Genomic DNA, 17,302 nt, shown 5'->3' with positions numbered 1-17,302 from the left:
GGTGCCGATCAGCAGCCCGCCGAGCGCGCGCACCCCGGCGCCGGGGCCCATCAGCGCGTTGAGACCAAACGCCACCACCACCGGCACCAGGATCGGCAGCAGCGAGGGCACGATCATCTCGCGGATGGCGGCGCGGGTGAGCATGTCCACCGCGCGCGAGTAATCGGGCCGCGCGGTGCCTTCCATGATCCCCTTGATCTCGCGGAACTGGCGGCGCACCTCGACCACCACCGAGCCGGCGGCGCGGCCCACCGCCTCCATGGCCATCGCGGCGAACAGGTACGGCACCAGCCCGCCGATGAACAGGCCGATGATGACCATGTGATCGTCGAGGTTGAAGGCGATGCTCTGGCCGTTGGCGGTGAGGTTGTGGGTGTAGTCCGCGAACAGCACCAGCGCGGCCAGGCCAGCCGAGCCGATGGCGTAGCCCTTGGTCACCGCTTTGGTGGTGTTGCCGACCGCGTCGAGCGGATCGGTAATCGCGCGGATCTCCTTGGGCAGCTTGGCCATCTCGGCGATGCCGCCGGCGTTGTCGGTGATCGGGCCGTAGGCGTCCAGGGCCACGATCATGCCGGTCATGGACAGCATGGCGGTGGCGGCGATGGCGATGCCGTACAGGCCGGCGATCTCGTAGGCGCCGTAGATGCTGGCGCAGACCGCCAGCACCGGCAGCGCGGTGGCCTTCATGGATACGCCGAGGCCGGCGATGATGTTGGTCGCGTGGCCGGTCTGCGAGGCAGAAGCCACGTGCTGCACCGGCTTGAACTGCGTGCCGGTGTAGTACTCGGTGATCCACACGATCACGCCGGTGAGCGCAAGCCCGATCAGCGCGCACCAGTACAGATTCATCGCCTGGTCACCCATCAGTGCGGTGGTGATGGGGTAGAACGCGAGCGCCGCCAGCGCGCCGGACACGAATACGCCGCGGTAGAGCGCCGACATGATCTTGCCGCCTTCCGAGGCCTTGACGAAGAAGCTGCCGACGATGGACGCGATGATCGAGGCGCCGCCCAGCACCAGCGGATAGAGCACGGCGTTCGGGCCGAGGGTCGCGGCCAAGAGCCCGCCGAGCACCATGGTGGCGACCACGGTCACGGCGTAGGTCTCGAACAGGTCGGCGGCCATGCCGGCGCAGTCGCCGACGTTGTCGCCCACGTTGTCGGCGATCACCGCCGGGTTGCGGGGGTCATCCTCCGGGATACCGGCCTCGACCTTGCCGACCAGGTCGGCGCCGACGTCGGCGCCCTTGGTGAAGATGCCGCCGCCGAGACGCGCGAAGATCGAGATCAGCGAGCCGCCGAAGGCAAGGCCGACCAGCGCGTGCAGCGCCTTGCCCTGATCGCCGGTCAGGTTCATCGCCACCATGTAATAGCCGGCTACGCCGAGCAGGCCCAGGCCGACCACCAGCAGGCCGGTGATGGCGCCACCGCGGAACGCGACGCCGAGCGCGGCGTTCATGCCGTCGTGCGCAGCCTGCGCGGTGCGCACGTTGGCGCGCACCGAGATGTTCATGCCGATGTAGCCGGTGGCACCGGACAGGATCGCGCCGATGGCGAAACCCACCGCGGTGTACCAGTCCAGCGCCAGCCCCAGCACCACGAACAGCGCGATGCCGACCAGGCTGATGGTGCTGTACTGCCGGTTGAGGTAGGCCATGGCGCCTTCCTGCACCGCGGCCGCGATTTCCTGCATACGCGGGTTGCCCGCCGGGCGGGCCAGGATCCATTGCACGGATACCAGACCGTAGGCGACCGCAGCCAGGGCGCAGCCCAGAGCGATCCACAGACCCCAATTCACGAACACGTCGACTAACATCGAGCCTCCTCCTTATGAGTCATCCGGGTGATGCAACTCGGGACGGGAAGGCCCGCGGGCTTGGTTGTTCTGTGTCCTGCTTTTTTGTGAAACGGCCCTACGAGCCCACCCACACGCCCGGCGAGCTTATCACGCTCTGCGGAAGTTGCGACCCCCTGCGTTCGGAGGAGGGGCCTTGCCTGGCCGTAAGCGGCGTTACGCCTTCTTCAGCTCGAAGGGCGGACACTTCTTCGGCACCGCCACGTTGCGCAGCGTGACGTAAACGGGCAGGCCATTGCGCATCGGCGGGTAGTCCTCGCCCTGGATCAGCGGCGAGAGGTAGCGGCGGCAGGCGTCGGTGATGTGGAAGCCGTCCTCGGTGATGAACTCGCGCGGCATCTTGCGCTCGACGTTGGCGACCTTCTCCAGCGGCGCCTCGCCGGTTTCCCACACATAAGGGCTGTCGCTCTTGCGCACGATGGACACCATCACGCCGCTTTTGCCGGCCAGCGCCAGCTCCACCGCGGCGCGGCCGGTGGCATAGGCCTGGTCGAGGTCGGTCTTGCTGACGATGTGCCGCGCCGAACGCATCAGGTAGTCGGCGATGGCGTAGTGATACTTGAGCTTGAGCTTCTGCTTGACGAGGTCGGCGAGCAGCGGCGCCAGCCCGCCGAGCTGGCTGTGGCCGAAGGCGTCCTGGGTGCCGGCCTCGGACAGGAACTCGCCGGACGGCGCGTGCAGGCCCTCGCTGGCGACGATCGTGCACCAGCCGACCTTGCGCACCGTGGCGTCCACCCTGGCGAGGAACTTCTCCTCGTCGAACACGATTTCCGGGAACAGGATCACCTGCGGTCCGTCGCCGTCTTGCTCCGCAGCGAGTCCACCCGCGGCTGCGGTCCAGCCGGCGTGGCGGCCCATGACTTCAAGAATGAACACCTTGGTCGAGGTCTTGGCCATGCTGGCGAGATCGAAGCTGGCCTCGCGGATGGACACGGCCGTGTACTTGGCCACCGAGCCGAAGCCGGGGCAGGTGTCGGTCAGCGGCAGGTCGTTGTCCATGGTCTTGGGCACATGGATGGCCTGGATCGGGTAGCCCATCTTCTCGCCGAGCTGGCTGACCTTGAGGCAGGTGTCGGCCGAGTCGCCGCCGCCGTTGTAGAAGAAGTAGCCGATGTCGTGCGCCCGGAACACCTCGATCAGGCGCTCGTACTCGGCCTGGTTCTTGTCGAAGCCCTTGAGCTTGTAGCGGCAGGAGCCGAAGGCGCCGGCCGGGGTGTGCTTGAGCGCCGCGATGTTCTCGGCCGGTTCCTGCGTGGTGTCGATCAGATCCTCAGTCAGGGCCCCGATGATCCCGTTGCGACCGGCATAGACCTTGCCGATCTTGTCCGGATGGCGGCGGGCGGTCTCGATGACGCCGGCGGCAGAGGCATTGATGACGGCAGTGACGCCGCCGGACTGCGCGTAGAAAGCGTTCCTGGCTGCCATGGATGCAGGTTCCCCGGTCGGATGGGCGGTGCGAGGGCGAAAGAATAAAGCAAGCGCAGGGCCCGCGCATCGGGTGCATTGACGCCCTGCGGCCCTCAAGGTACGGTACGCCGAAATCCGCCGAGAAAGCCGCCGGCGCGCCCCCACGATGCCAGTCCTGGGACGCGCCGACGCCGTTTTGAGGCCCCCGTTTCAAGACGACCATTTCAGGATTGACGCATGCGCATCGTGCTGCTCGGCGCGCCCGGTTCGGGCAAGGGCACCCAGGCCAAGAAACTGATGGAGCGCCACGGGATCCCGCAGATTTCCACCGGCGACCTGTTGCGTGCCGCGGTGCGCGCCGGCACCGCCCTGGGCAAGAAGGCCAAGGCCGCAATGGATGCCGGCCAGCTGGTGGCGGACGAGATCGTGATCGGCATGATCCGCGAGCGGCTGCAGGACGCCGACACCGAGCGTGGTTTCATCATGGACGGCTTCCCGCGCAGCGGCGCGCAGGCGCGCGAGCTCGACGCGGTGCTGGGCAGCCTCGGCCAGCCGCTGGACAAGGCGCTGCTCATCGACGTCAAGTTCGACGCGCTGATGAAGCGCCTGACCGGCCGCCGCACCTGCAAGGACTGCGGCCAGATGTACAACGTCTATTACAGTCCGCCGCGGAAGGACGGTGTCTGCGACCGCTGCGGCGGCGAGTTGCTGCAGCGCGCCGACGACAACGAGGACACGATCGGCAACCGGCTCAAGGTCTACCAGGACCAGACCGAACCGCTGATCGAGTACTACCAGAAGCAGGGCAAGCTCGCCGCCATCGACGGCGAGGGCGACATCGAAGAGATCTACGCGCGCATCAACCAGGCGCTGGGCTGAGCCGTACCCGGCCTTCCTTCACGCGCAGTACCGCGCGTCCCTCCAGCAACTTGAGCAGCGGCTCGCCGATCGCGGCCCGCCGCCAGCCCGACAGTACCGGCAGTTCCCGCTCGCCCAGGATCAGGCGCTCCAGTTCGCGGCGGCTGGTCAGCGCCGCCGGGCTGATGGCCTGTTCTTCGCTCACCGCGTGCACCAGCGCCTGCAGCAGTTCCAGCAGCGGCTGCTGGCTGGCGGCCAGTCGCGGCGCTTCGCGCTCCGCGGCCGGCGCGGGCGCCTGCGCGGCATTGGCCAGTACGGCGAGCAGGGCAGCGCCTTGTTTCTGTACCAGGCCTTCCGGCAGTCCGCGCAGCCGCGCCAGGTCCTCGAGCGTCTTCGGCTGGCGCCGTGCGAGATCGAGCAGCACGTCATCGGCCAGGATCCAGCGCCGCGGCCGATCGAGCCTGCGCGCCTGCTGTTCGCGCCAGGCGGCCAGGGCGCGCACCAGTTTCTGCTGGTTGGGCCGCAGCTTGTGCGCGGCGCCGATGCGCGCCCAGGCGTCCTCGGGCAGGTTCTCGTAGCGGGCCGGGTCGCTGAGCGCGGCGAAGTCCGCCGCCAGCCAGTCCAGCCGCCCGCGCTGCGCCAGCTCCGCGCGCAGCTTTGCGTACACCTGGCACAGGTAGCGCACGTCGTCCGCGGCATAGGCCAGCTCGGCCTCGGCCAGCGGCCGGCGGCTCCAGTCGCAACGCGTGTGCGCCTTGTCCAGCGTCACACCGAGCAGGTCCTGTACCAGGCGCGCGTAGCCGACCTGGTCGCCGAAGCCGGCCAGCGTGGCCGCCAGCTGCGTATCGAACACCGGCCCCGGTACCTTGCCGGTGAGGTGATAGAACAGCTCGAGGTCCTGGCCGGCTGCGTGGAACACCTTGGTGATGGCCGGATCGTACAGCAGCTCCAGCAGCGGGCCGAGGTCGGCGAGGCGCAGCGGGTCGATGCAGGCGTGGGTCTCGCCGTCGGAAACCTGCACCAGGCACAGCTGCGGGTAGTAGGTGCGCTCGCGGATGAACTCGGTGTCCACCGCCAGCCAGTCGCGCCCACGCAGGCGCGCACAGTGCTCGGCCAGCGCCGCGGGCGTGTCGAGGTAGAGAAAGCCGCTCATGCGGGGCTGTTTTCGCTGATGGAACAAGCCGCTATTATGCGTGCCTAATCCCGGGCTTGTCGCATTTTCCTTTCTATGCTGAACAGCGTCATACGCGCCATGGGCGAGATCCTGCTGCTGCGCGGCGGGCCGCAGCACCTGCCTACCTCCTACCCGCTGCTGGCGGCGGGCAGCGCAGCCTTCATCGGCTGCGGCGTGCTGCTGTTCCGGTTGCAGGGGATGAGCGGCCCCCTGCCGCTGCTGCAGGCGCTGGTGTCCTTCGCGGTGCTGGCCGGTTATGCGCACACGCTGCTGCGCCTGCGCAATTTCGGCAACCGCCTGCCGCAGACGCTCACCGCGCTGGTCATCGCCGGCAGTTTCTTCAGTCTGCTGGCCTGGTGGCCGATCTCGATCCTACTGCCTTACATGAAGCAGCTTGGCGCTGGCACCGAGGTCCAGGCCCCCGTCGGCCCGGTGCTGCTGGTGCTGGCGCTGGGCGCCTGGAGTCTGGCGGTGCAGGCCTACATCCTGCGCGTGGCGCTGGAGGTGCGCCTGCTGACGGCCTTCGGTCTGGTGCTGCTGTATGAGCTGATTTCGGTGCTGGTGATCAACCTGCTGTTCGGCCAGGCTGCGACGCAGTCCGCCAGCGCAGTGGTGTCCTGATGCACATCCACATCCTCGGCATCTGCGGCACCTTCATGGCCGGCATCGCCGCGATCGCGCGCGAGGCCGGCCATCGCGTCACCGGCTCGGACGCCAATGCCTGGCCGCCGATGTCCACGCAGCTGCAGCAGCTGGGCATCGAGGTGATGCGCGGCTATGACCCCGCGCACCTGGAGCCGGCGCCCGACTGCGTCGTGGTCGGCAACGTCGTGACCCGCGGCAACCCGGCCATGGAATCCGCGCTGGACCGCGGACTGCCGTACACCTCGGGCCCGCAGTGGCTGTCCGAACAGGTGCTGCAAGGACGCTGGGTACTGGCGGTGGCCGGCACACACGGCAAGACCACGACCAGCAGCATGCTGGCCTGGATCCTCGAGCATGCGGGGCTGGAACCCGGCTTCCTGATCGGGGGTGTGCCCTGCAATTTCCCGGTCTCGGCTCGCCTGGGCCGGACGCCTTTCTTCGTGGTCGAGGCCGACGAGTACGATACGGCCTTCTTCGACAAGCGCAGCAAGTTCGTGCATTACCGGCCGCGTACCGCGATCCTCAACAATCTGGAATTCGATCACGCCGACATCTTCCCGGACCTGGCCGCGATCGAGCGCCAGTTCCATCACCTGGTGCGCACCGTGCCGGGCGGCACCGGGCGCATCGTATGCAACGGCAACGATGCCGCGCTGGCGCGCGTGCTGCAGATGGGCTGCTGGACGCCGGTGGAATACTTCGACCGCGGCGACGGCTGGCAGGCGCGCCTGCTGGCGCAGGACGGCAGTGCGTTCGAAGTGAGCTGCGCCGGTGCCGTCCAGGGCACGGTGCGCTGGGAGCTGCTGGGCCGGCACAACGTCAGCAATGCGCTGGCGGCGATCGCGGCCGCCCGCCATGCGGGCGTGGCGCCGGCGCAGGCGGTCGAGGCGCTGGGGCGTTTCCGCAACGTCAAGCGCCGGCTCGAGCTGCGCGGCGAGGTGCGGGGCGTGAAGGTCTATGATGATTTCGCGCATCACCCGACGGCCATCGCCACCACGCTGGCCGGCCTGCGCGCGCGCGCAGCGAACGGGCGCATCATCGCGGTGCTGGAGCCGCGCTCCAACACCATGCGCATGGGCGTGCACAAGCAGGAATTGGCGGACGCGCTGGCGGGCGCCGATCGGAGCTTTCTGTATCAGCGCGACGACCTCGACTGGAGCCTGGCGGACACCCTTGCCGCGCTGGGCCCGCGCGCCCGCGTGCTCGACGACCTCGACCGGCTGGTGCGGGCGGTGAGCGATTGCGTCCGCCCCGGGGACCAGGTCGTGGTCATGAGCAACGGCGATTTCGGGGGCATTCACGAGCGGCTGCTGGCTGCCCTGGCTGCCTGAAGCGGCCCTGCATCCGAAACCCTGCCCAGACCGTATTGTATTCGGTGCCCGGCCACCGGCCGGGCCTTCCATTCATCGAGAAGAAATCAAACAAGGAGGGGGACAGTCATGAGGCTTGAATCCGCATATCGAGTTGGCTGCGCAGCCCTGCTGCTGGGCCTGCTGGCCGCCTGTGGCGGCGACAGCGACGACGACGACGGCGGCGGCGGTCCCGGCGCCGTGTTCGGCCTCACTGCCAGCAACCGTCTGGTGAGCTTCGATCCGTCCGCGCCGACGGTGTTCCGCAGCGGTGTGGCGCTGTCGGGCGTCACCGGCGATATCGTCGGTATGGATTTCCGTCCGGCCAACGGACTGCTCTACCTGCTGGCCAATGACGGCGGTACCGGTCGCCTGTACACGGTCAACACGAGCTCCGGGGCCGCGACCCTGGTCAGCACCTTGGCGGCACCCGCCATGGGCGATATGAGCTGCCCCAGCGGCTATACCGGCTTGCAGGGCGGTGCCTTCGGCGTGGATTTCAATCCGGTTCCCGACCGGCTGCGGGTGGTCAGCAACACCGGCCAGAATCTGCGCATCAATGTGGATAACGGGGTGACCTGCAATGACGGCGCGATCAATCCTGCCAGCAGCAGCGTGCTGGCCTCGGCCTACACCAATAGCTTCGGCGGCGCGGGCGTGAGCGGCAGCACCACGCTGTACGCGGTGGACCTGGCCAGCAACCCCGATCGCATCGTGATCCAGAACCCGCCGAATGCCGGCACCGTCGGCGATACCAGCCCGGCGACCAGCCTGGGTGTCAATGCCACCGACGCCAGCTTCGACATCGACGCGGTGGACGGCACCGCCCTGGTGGCGGTGACGGTCAACGGTACCGCCGCCCTGCTGCGCGCCAATCTGCGCGCCGGTTCGCCGAGCTTCGGCAACGTGACGGTGCTCGGCACCATCGGCGGCGGCGAACCGCTGCGCGGCCTGGCCATTCCCCCGCCGGCCGCGCCGGTGGTCTTTGCCAGCACCAGCGGCAACCAGCTCGTGCGCTTCGATCCGCTGACGCCGGGCAGCGTGACGACCATCGGCTCGATCGCGCCTTTGCAGGCCGGTGAGGCGATCCGCGGGCTGGATTTCCGTCCGGCCACCGGCGACCTTTATGCCCTGGGCAGCTCTGGCCGCGTGTATCGGCTGAATCCTGCGACCGGTGCGGTGCTGCAGTCCGCGCTGCTGGCCGCCCCGGCCGGGATGGTGGCAGGTTGCAGCGGCGGTTTCATGGCACTGGCCGGGACGCTGTTCGGCGTCGACTTCAATCCGGTGCCGGATCGCCTGCGCGTGGTCAGCGATGCCGAGCAGAATCTGCGCATCAACGTGGACGACGGCGTCACCTGCACCGATGGCGCCATCAACCCCGCCGCGACCCTGATCGCCTCGGCCTATACCAACAGCTTCGCCGGCGCCGATGCCACGACGCTCTATGGCATCGACACCGGCACCTCCCCGGACCGGCTGGTGATTCAGAACCCGCCGAATGCCGGCACGATCGCGGATGCGGTGATGAGTGCCAACCTGGGCGTCGATGCCACGGACGCGGCCTTCGACATCGCCGGCGGGCACAACGGGCTGGTGCTGGCGGCGCTGAACCTGGGCAGCGGCTCGAATCTGTACCGCGTGAATCTGGCCACCGGCACCGCGACACAGATTGGTACGACGCCGATCGGTGGGAGCACGACCCCGCTGGCGATCACCGGTCTCGCCATCCGGCTCGGCGAGTGAGACGCGAGCCCCCGTGATCAGGCCGGCATATGCAGCACCGGCTGCACCGGGCGGCGCCGGCCGGCCGCTGGCCTGGGGTGGGGCGCGCGGTCGGCGTAAGCCGGTAGCGGCAGCGCGAGGTTGGCAGCGACGAAATCCCAGTTGACCACGTCCCAGAAGGCGTGCAGGTAGCGCATCCGCTGGTTGCGATGGTCGAGGTAGTAGGCGTGCTCCCACAGGTCGCAGACCAGTAGCGGGCGACGCCCCTTGCCCAGTGGACTGGCGGCCGGGCTGCTGAGCGCGCTGATGGCCAGGCGGCCGTCCGACTCCCGGACCAGCCACACCCAGCCGGAGCCGAACAGGCCCAGGCCTGCCTTCTCGAAGGCCTGGCGGAAGCAGTCCACCGAACCGAACCACTGCTCGATCGCCGCTGCCAGCGGCGCGGGGGGCGCGCCGCCGCCCTCGGGGCTCATGCTGCGCCAGTAGAAAGCATGGTTCCAGGCCTGCGTGGCGCAGCCCGCGATCGGGCCGGCCGGGGCGCGGGCGATGATGTCCTCGAGCGGCATCCCGGCGAAGCGCGTGCCGTCCACCAGCTCGGCGAGCTTGCGCAGGTAGCCCTTGTGATGCGCGGCGTAGTGGTACTCGACCGTTTCGGACGAGAGATAAGGCTCGAGCGCGTCGGGCCGATAGGGTAGCGGCGGCGGGAGGTAAAGCAAGGGCGCTTCTCCGCGTGCAGCGCGCGATGCGCGTCAGTGACTGCGGCCGCTGCCCAGCCGCAGGAAGGAACCCGGACGGTTGCGGGCGCGCTCCGCCGCAGGGGCATAGTGGGGCCGGTGCTGCAGCACCTTCCGCAATACCGTGCTGCTCATGCGCGAACGCTTGAGGAACACGGCGCAGCCGGAGCCCTCGGCATCGCGGCCCAGGGTGCCGCAGGGCAGCAGGCGCGATACCCGTTCGCGGCGCGGCGCGATCTTGAGGGTCAGGGTTTCCTGGATGGCCGATGGTCTCGACTCGCGGTTCAACATCCGTTTCTCCTCCGTGTGCGTCCTCGTTGTTTGCTGCGTTTCCGTGCGGTCAGCGACCCGAAACCGGATCCCGGGATCAGCCGTATGCGGCACGACCCTGTGCCTGATCCCAAGATCCGGTCGGGCCAGACCGGAAAGTCCTTCGCGCAGCACTGCGAAGCTGTGGCGGTGTCCGCGTCGGCTGGCGGGGAGTGAGGGGGAGGGCCCGACGGCCGGCGCGAACGAGCGCCACTGTCGGAAGCGGGCAATACCCGTGCCAGAAATGGAAAAGACCTTACGCGTCAGCCAGTTGCCGGCGGCAAGCCGCGCAGGGCGGCCGCCCTGCGGCCAAGCGACGGGGGCGAAACCCTGCGCTGCTGTCGTGAAAACCCGACAACGACGTGGCGCCCTGCGATCACCATCCTGTCGTCACGCGCAAAAACGCTGTCGCCGATCGGCGACAGGCATTTCATTTCTGCTTGAAATCGGAGGGGTTGACGCGATGCCGCGCCAGCAGCTTGTAGAACTCGGTGCGATTGCGCTCGGCCAGGCGTGCCGCTTGGCTGATGTTGCCGCGGGTGATCTGCAGCAGCTGCACCAGGTAATTGCGCGTGAATTCGTCGCGCGCCGCGGCGTAGGAGGGCAGTTTGCCGGCGCTGCCGCCCAGCGCCTTCTGCACCAGCGCCGCGCTGATCACCGGGGTGGGCGAGAGCGCGACGTTCTGCTCGACCATGTTGTACAGCTGGCGCACGTTGCCCGGCCACTCCGCGGTCACCAGCAGTTCCATCGCCTCCGGCGCGTAGACCTTCTGCTGCCCGCCCTCGCGCGCCGCCAGCTGCTTGAGGAAATGCGACACCAGCAGCGGGATGTCTCCGAGTCGCTGCGCCAGCGGCGGCAGCTCCAGCTTGATCACCTTCAGCCGGTAGTACAGGTCCTCGCGGAAGCGGCCCTCGGCCATGGCGCCGTCGAGGTCGCGGTGCGTGGCCGAGATGATGCGTACATTGACCGGGATGCTGCGGGTGCTGCCGACGGGCCGGATCTCGCGCTCCTGCAGCACGCGCAGCAGCTTCACCTGCAGGGTCAGCGGCATGTCGCCGATCTCGTCCAGGAACAGGGTGCCGCCGTGCGCGGCGCGGAACAGGCCCAAGTGGTCGCGGATCGCGCCGGTGAATGCGCCTTTCTCGTGGCCGAACAGTTCGGACTCGAGCAGGTTCTCCGGCAGGGCGCCACAATTGATCGCCACGAAGGGATGCTCGCGGCGGGGGCTGGCCTTGTGGATGGCGCGTGCGAGCAGCTCCTTGCCGGTACCGCTGTCGCCAGTGATCAGGATGCTGACGTCGGAACCTGCCACCTGGCGTGCATCCAGCAGCAGCTCGCGCATCACATCGCTGCCGGTGACGATGTCCGCCTGCCAGCTGTCGTCCAGCGTGCCGGCGCCGGACAGCCGCAGCGCCTCGTCCACGCGCTGCAGCAGCAGGTTCTTGTCGATCGGCTTGGTCAGAAAGTCGAAGGCGCCGCGCTGGGTGGCCTGCACCGCGTCGGGGATGGTGCCGTGCGCAGTGATGATCAGGATCGGCATGCCGGGTCGCGTGCGCTGCAGCTCCTGCAGCAGCTGGATGCCGTCCATTTCCTCCATGCGCAGGTCGGTGATGACCAGGTCCGGGCGGTACTGGGCCATGGCCGCCAGCGCCTGCGCTGCGCTGCCGACGGATTGCACCTGGTGGCCGCTGGCGCTCAGGCGGATGCCGAGCAGGCGGCGCAGGTCGGCGTCGTCGTCCACCAGCAGGATTTTTCCGGTCGTGCCGCTCATGGCGCGCTCCGGGGCCGGTTCTCGGGCGCCGGTGCCGGCGGGTCGAGCGTCTGCTCGATCGTGGTCAGCGCCTGGATCTTGGCTTCGGCCTTGTCGAGTCTTTGCTGCATCAGCGCCAGGCGTTCCTCCAGCGCCAGGCGCTGCTGCGCCTCCGCCAGCTGCACCTGGAGCAGCGACTCGATCTCCGGCATGGACTGCGCCGACGGCAGCAGCTCCCGGTACAGCTGGCGTGCCTTGTTGACGTCGCCGTACGGACTGTCCAGTGTGGCGAGTGCCAGTGCGAGGCGCAGCTTGGTGTGCGGGGTGGCCTGCTCGCGCTGGCTGCGCACGGCCTGCTGGTAGAGGCTTTTGCGCGTGGCCGGGGGCGCCACCGCCAGCATGTGCATGTAGGCCAGGTACTCGGACACCGGGCGGAACTCGGTTTCGGTCCATGCCGGCGCGACGCTGGCACGCGGCGTGGCCGGCGCCAGGCCGGCACAGCCGCCGGTGGCGGCGGCGAGCAGGCCGAGCAGCAGTGCCGTCAGCGTCTTAGGCGTCCGTAGCGGCCGGCGGCGATGGCAGGCGGATTCTGAAGTGTGCACCGGGATATTCTCCTTCAAGCAGCTCTATGACGCCGCCGTGGGCGCTGACGCATTCGCGCACCACGGACAGGCCGATGCCGGTCCCACGCAGGAAACCGTCGGATGGCGGACGCCCCTGGTAGAAGGCGTCGAAGATCCGCGGTCGGTCCTCGGGCGGGATGCCGGGGCCGGTGTCGGCGATCTCGAAGTTCACCAGCCGACGCTCGCCCGAGCCGTGCCAGGACTGGGCGCGCAGGTAAACCGTGCCGCCGGCCGGCGCGAACTTGATCGCGTTCGACACTAGGTTGTCCAGTGTAATGCGGATGTGTTCGCGGTCCGCCTCCAGCTCGAAGTCTTCCATCCGCAGGTCTATGCGCAGGCGCTTGTTGCCGATCAGCAGTCGATGCCGCTGCAGGATCGCATCGAGCAGCGGACGGAACGCGAAGCGCGACACCTCGAGCACGGCCGATTTTTCCCGCCAGCGCTCATAGTCGAGCAGGTTCTCGATCAGGAACTGCAGCTCGAGACTGTTGTTGCGCAGGATGTCCGCGATTTCGAGCTGCATGTCGGTCAGTCTTCCGGCGGTGCCGTCCATCAGTAATTCCGCGCCCTCGCGGAGGCTCGCCAGCGGTGTTTTGAGCTCGTGAGACATGCGGCGCAGGAAGAGGTTCTTCTCCTGCTCGAGGTCGGTCAGCCGGTTGTGCAGCCAGTTGAGCCGCTCGCCCAGCACTCGCAGCTCGTGCGGGCCGTCCACCTCCAGCGGCCGGGCGAAGCTGCCGCGCCCCATGCTGCGGATGGCGTTCTCGATCTGGCGCACCGGCCGCGTGATCTGTACGGTGAAATAGAGTGCCAACAGCATGACCATCGGGATCAGGATCACCGCCATCAGCAGCAGGAAGTGGCGCGCCTCGCGCGCCGTGACCTGGAGTGTTTCCAGCCTTGCATTGATGAAGGTATCGGTCTGTCCGCGGACCGCGGCCGCCAGCTGGTGCAGGCGCCCGAAGCGCTCAAGCTCGCCGGCCAGCGTCGCGGACTGCGGCGCCTCCCGTGCCAGCGCCAGCAGGATTGCGTGGCTGTCGGTGCGGATCCGCTCCAGGTGCCCCGTGTCGACCGCCTGCACGCGCGCCGCCTGGATCCTGGCCGCGATGACGGTCAGCTCGTCGCAGCGTTTGCGCGCCAGCTCGATCAGCGCGGGATCGCCCAGCACTTGGTACTGGCGCGCATTGCGTTCCAGTGAGCTGATCTTTTCCTCCAGCTCTTTGCCCAGCCGGGCCAGTTCGACGCCGCGCGCGACCAGCTGCTCGCTCTGCTGCGCCAGCCGGTCCACGTACAGGCTGGCGACCCCCAGCATGGCCACCAGCGGCAGCACCACCAGCGCGAAGCCGGCCAGCGCCAGCCGCCGCAGCGAGCGCGGGCGCAGGGAGATCATGCGCCGCTCCCGGCGGCGGGCGTCCGTTCAGCTTGGCGGGTCATTCGTTCAGCCTGTGCCGCGTGAAAAAATTCCAATGCTAGGCCAGAACGGCCGGTTGCGACAGCCGCCGGATATCCCCCGGCGGATCGCTCTGGCACAATGCGCGGCGTGCCGGAGCACGCATGAACAGCCAGCCCGCCCCTCCCGAAAGCAGTCCGCTGCCCGCCGCCGCGACTCTGCGCGAACTGGCGCAGCAGACGCTGGCACGCGCGCGCCGTGCCGGTGCCAGCGCTGCCGAGGTGACTCTCAGCGAAGGTACCGCGCTGACCGTGAACGTGCGCAAGGGCGAGATCGAATCGGTGGAGTTCCAGCGGGACCGCGATCTGGGTATCACCGTGTACTTCGGTCAGCGCCGCGGACATGCCAGCACCAGCGACCTGTCCGACCGTGCCATCGGCGAGGCGATCGAACGCGCCTGCGCGATCGCTCGCTACACCGGGGAGGATCCCTATGCGGGCCTGGCGGATCCCGAGCGCATAGCGCGCGACCTCCCGGACCTCGACCTGGACCATCCCTGGCCGCTGACCGTGGATGCCGCGGTGGCGCTGGCGCGTGAGGCCGAGTCGATCGCGTTGCAATTCGACCCGCGCATCACCAACTCCGAGGGCGCGGGTGTGGACACGCGGCGTGGCATCTCGGTGTACGCCAACAGTCATGGCTTCGTCGGGCACCAGCTGGGTACGCAGCACAGCCTCAGTTGCGCCGTGATCGCCGGCACCGGCGAGGACATGCAGCGCGACTACTGGTACAGCGCCGCGCGTACGCCCGCTGCGCTGGAAACGGCGGCACAGGTCGGGCGCCGAGCCGCCGAGCGCAGCCTGGCGCGCCTGCACCCACGGCGGTTGTCCACGCGCCGCGCGCCGGTTTTGTTCGTTCCAGAGCTCGCACGCGGGCTGTTCGGCAGCTTCGTCGGCGCGATCAGCGGCGGTGCGCTCTACCGCAAGGCCAGCTTCCTGCTGGACCAGGCCGGCAAGCCAGTCTTTGCACCGCAGGTGAACATCAGCCAGCGCCCGCACCTGCCGCGCGCCATGGGCAGTACGGCCTATGATCAGGAGGGCGTCGCCACCGTGGACCGTGAGCTGGTCGTCGAGGGTGTGCTGCAGGGTTATGTGCTGGGCAGCTACTCGGCGCGGCGGCTGGGGCTGCAATCGACCGGCAACGCCGGCGGCGTGTTCAACCTGGTCGTGCAGCCTGGGCCCTCGGACTTCGCTGGGCTGCTGCGCGAGATGGGCACCGGCCTCGTCGTCACCGAGCTGATGGGACAGGGCGTCAATCTGGTCACCGGCGATTACTCGCGGGGTGCTGCCGGCTTCTGGGTCGAGCAGGGCAGCATCGCCTACCCGGTGGCCGGCATCACCATCGCCGGCAACCTGCGCGATATGTTCCGTGGCGTTCGCGCCATCGGCCACGATATGGATACGCGCGGCAACATCCGCAGCGGCTCGGTGCTGATTGAATCCATGACCATTGCCGGACAGTGATCGCTGACGCGACGCACTACAGCAGTATCAGGGTCCCCAGGCCCAACAGCATGAAGAAACCGCCGGTGTCGGTGAAAGTGGTGAGCACCACCGAACCGGCAAGGGCAGGGTCTATGCCCAGCTTGCGCAGCAAGAGGGGGAGCCAGACGCCGGTCAGCACGCCATTGATTTGGTTCAGCGCCAGCGCCAGCGCAATCACCAGGCCCAGCATCAGATTGCCAAACCACAGAGCGGTGACGACAGCGACGATGACACCAAAGAACACTCCGTTGGCAAAAGCCACGGCCAGCTCCTTGTAAAGCAGGCTGCGTGCGTTACTGGTGCCGATCGAGCCCAGTGCCAGGCCGCGGATGGTCAGGACCAGTGTCTGACTGCCGGCGATACCGCCCATGCTGGCCACCACCGGCATGAGCACCGCCAGCGCGACCATCTGCTCGATCGAGGCCTCGAAAAGCCCGACCACGCGCGCGGCGATGAACGCCGTAATCAGGTTGACACCCAGCCAGATGGCGCGCCGCCGGGTGCGTCGCAGGATGGGCGCGAACAGGTCTTCTTCCTCGTCCAGGCCAGCCATGCTCATGAGGCTGTGGTCGGCCTCCTCGCGGACCACGTCCATGACGTCGTCGACCGTGATGCGTCCGACCAGGATGCCCTGCTCGTTGACCACCGGTGCCGAGACCAGATCCAGGTTCTCGAATTGCTTGGCAACCTCTGTGGCACTGGCAGTGACCTCAATCGGCCTGATCTCGGTGTCCATTACGCTGGCGATCACCAGCTCGGGGTCGAGCGTGAGCAAGCGGTTGACCGAGACCACACCGAGATAGCGGCCGGTACGATCCACCACGAACAGCGCGTCGGTGTGCTCGGGCAGGCTGCCGCGCAGGCGCAGATAGCGCAGCACGACGTCGATGCTGACGTCGGGGCGCACCGTCACCGTGTCGGTGTTCATCAGGCCGCCGGCGCTGTCGGGCGGATAGGACAGCACCGCCTCGAGCCGCTGGCGGTTCTCCAGGTCCATGGAGCGCAGCAGCTGCTGGGTGACGGTCTCCGGCAGGTTCTCGATCAGGTCGGCCAGGTCGTCCACCTCCAGGCCCTCGGTGGCCGCGACCAGCTCCTCGATCGGCATCTCGCGGATCAGGCCGTCGCGCACTTCCTCGGCGACGTGTACCAGCACCTCGCCGCGATCCTCCGGATCCACCAGACCCCAGACCACCTGGCGCTCGCCGATGGGCATGGACTCGAGCAGCAGCGCAATCTCGGCGGTGGGCAGGGAGTGCAGCAGGCGCTGCACGCGCTGCAGCCGGCCGCTGTCCAGTGCCGTGCGCAGTCGTTCCAGCCGGCGGTCGGTGCTGGGGTCGAGGGCGTCTTCGGTCTCGGACATGGCGGCGCAGCCGGTGCGTGGGCGGACGATAGACTCGCGCGGCGCGATGGCACGCGCGTGACAGACGTTAAGGGAAACGCCCTGCGGCGTCTACGGCCGGAAGTCGCTCAGTGCGTTGCCGGTGCGCCCAGCTGCTCGATCAGTTCGTGCAGCTCGGCGCTGTCGGTGCTGGCGAGCAGCCGTTGCACGGTACCGCGCAGCGCTCGGGTGTCGCTGTGACGGATGATGCGCTTGATCTCGAGCAGGCTGCCGGGGTACATGCTGAACTCCGCCAGGCCCAGGCCCAGGAGCAGCCGCGTGTAGCGCGGATCGGAGGCCATCTCGCCGCACATCGCCACCGGAATGCCGGCGTGTGACCCGGCCTCGACCGTGATGTGGATCAGGCGCAGCACGGCGGGGTGCAGCGGATCGTAGAGGTAGTTGACCTCGTCGTCCACGCGGTCGATGGCCAGCGTGTACTGGATCAGGTCGTTGGTGCCGATCGAGAAGAAGCGCGCGTGGCGCGCCAGGATCGGCGCGGCGATGGCCGCGGCGGGGATCTCGATCATGGCGCCGACCTCGACGTTGTCGGCGACCGGCTTGTTCT

General features: G+C 68.4%; 15 protein-coding genes. 5 read left to right on the top strand and 10 right to left on the bottom strand.

Annotation, left to right across the window (positions count from 1 at the left end; translation table 11 throughout):
* Positions 1-1,815, bottom strand: a 1,815-nt coding sequence (locus tag VNJ47_13530; GenBank protein ID HXG29855.1) for a sodium-translocating pyrophosphatase, incomplete at its 3' end; no start/stop codon positions are given.
* A gap of 195 nt (positions 1,816-2,010) precedes the next feature.
* A complete protein-coding gene (locus tag VNJ47_13525) occupies positions 2,011-3,279 on the bottom strand; it encodes a 6-phosphofructokinase (protein HXG29854.1) in 1,269 nt (422 codons plus the stop codon).
* Between the two features lie 219 nt (positions 3,280-3,498).
* Here VNJ47_13525 and VNJ47_13520 point away from each other — a divergent pair, with 219 nt between their 5' ends.
* A complete protein-coding gene (locus VNJ47_13520; protein HXG29853.1) occupies positions 3,499-4,140 on the top strand; it encodes an adenylate kinase in 642 nt (213 codons plus the stop codon).
* Here the strand turns inward: VNJ47_13520 and rnd are convergent.
* Positions 4,121-5,272 carry a ribonuclease D gene (rnd, locus tag VNJ47_13515; GenBank protein HXG29852.1) on the bottom strand — a complete coding sequence of 384 codons (1,152 nt, stop codon included), beginning with the start codon at positions 5,270-5,272 and terminating at the stop codon, positions 4,121-4,123. The two genes, VNJ47_13520 and rnd, sit on opposite strands and share 20 nt — an antisense overlap.
* A gap of 75 nt (positions 5,273-5,347) precedes the next feature.
* Between rnd and VNJ47_13510 the strand changes: the two genes are divergently transcribed.
* The 3 genes from VNJ47_13510 to VNJ47_13500 all read left to right on the top strand — a co-directional run bounded on the left by VNJ47_13510 (position 5,348) and on the right by VNJ47_13500 (position 9,030).
* A complete protein-coding gene (locus VNJ47_13510; GenBank protein HXG29851.1) occupies positions 5,348-5,914 on the top strand; it encodes a hypothetical protein in 567 nt (188 codons plus the stop codon).
* Positions 5,914-7,269, top strand: coding sequence for a UDP-N-acetylmuramate:L-alanyl-gamma-D-glutamyl-meso-diaminopimelate ligase (gene mpl / locus VNJ47_13505; protein ID HXG29850.1), 1,356 nt, complete (start codon positions 5,914-5,916; stop codon positions 7,267-7,269). Before VNJ47_13510 ends, mpl begins: the two co-directional genes overlap by 1 nt.
* A 108-nt stretch (positions 7,270-7,377) precedes the next feature.
* Entirely contained in the window at positions 7,378-9,030 is a 1,653-nt protein-coding gene (locus tag VNJ47_13500; protein ID HXG29849.1) for a DUF4394 domain-containing protein, read from the top strand.
* A gap of 17 nt (positions 9,031-9,047) precedes the next feature.
* On the opposite strand, the gene VNJ47_13495 is transcribed toward VNJ47_13500, so the two are convergent.
* The 5 genes from VNJ47_13495 to VNJ47_13475 form a co-directional block, all read right to left on the bottom strand.
* On the bottom strand, positions 9,048-9,725 hold the full coding sequence (locus VNJ47_13495) for a superoxide dismutase (protein HXG29848.1): 678 nt from the start codon (positions 9,723-9,725) through the stop codon (positions 9,048-9,050).
* A 33-nt stretch (positions 9,726-9,758) separates the two neighbouring features.
* On the bottom strand, positions 9,759-10,034 hold the full coding sequence (locus VNJ47_13490) for a hypothetical protein (GenBank protein HXG29847.1): 276 nt from the start codon (positions 10,032-10,034) through the stop codon (positions 9,759-9,761).
* Positions 10,035-10,482: 448 nt separating this feature from the next.
* Positions 10,483-11,823 (bottom strand): sigma 54-interacting transcriptional regulator, encoded by a 1,341-nt coding sequence (locus VNJ47_13485; GenBank protein ID HXG29846.1) that lies wholly within the window; start codon positions 11,821-11,823, stop codon positions 10,483-10,485.
* A complete protein-coding gene (locus VNJ47_13480; protein ID HXG29845.1) occupies positions 11,820-12,404 on the bottom strand; it encodes a hypothetical protein in 585 nt (194 codons plus the stop codon). Before VNJ47_13480 ends, VNJ47_13485 begins: the two co-directional genes overlap by 4 nt.
* Positions 12,352-13,812 carry an ATP-binding protein gene (locus VNJ47_13475; GenBank protein ID HXG29844.1) on the bottom strand — a complete coding sequence of 487 codons (1,461 nt, stop codon included), beginning with the start codon at positions 13,810-13,812 and terminating at the stop codon, positions 12,352-12,354. Before VNJ47_13475 ends, VNJ47_13480 begins: the two co-directional genes overlap by 53 nt.
* Positions 13,813-13,976: 164 nt before the next feature.
* Between VNJ47_13475 and pmbA the strand changes: the two genes are divergently transcribed.
* Positions 13,977-15,335: a metalloprotease PmbA gene (gene pmbA, locus VNJ47_13470; GenBank protein ID HXG29843.1), complete on the top strand. Its 1,359-nt coding sequence runs from the start codon at positions 13,977-13,979 to the stop codon at positions 15,333-15,335.
* A 16-nt stretch (positions 15,336-15,351) separates the two neighbouring features.
* Here pmbA and mgtE read toward each other — a convergent pair whose 3' ends face one another.
* Both mgtE and VNJ47_13460 read right to left on the bottom strand, forming a co-directional pair.
* Positions 15,352-16,716 carry a magnesium transporter gene (gene mgtE, locus VNJ47_13465; protein HXG29842.1) on the bottom strand — a complete coding sequence of 455 codons (1,365 nt, stop codon included), beginning with the start codon at positions 16,714-16,716 and terminating at the stop codon, positions 15,352-15,354.
* Positions 16,717-16,823: 107 nt separating this feature from the next.
* Positions 16,824-17,302, bottom strand: a 479-nt coding sequence (locus VNJ47_13460) for a putative PEP-binding protein (GenBank protein ID HXG29841.1), incomplete at its 5' end; no start/stop codon positions are given.

The sequence above is a fragment of the Nevskiales bacterium genome (assembly GCA_035574475.1).
GTDB lineage: Bacteria > Pseudomonadota > Gammaproteobacteria > Nevskiales > DATLYR01 > DATLYR01.
This window is presented reverse-complemented; position numbering and strand designations above follow the sequence as displayed.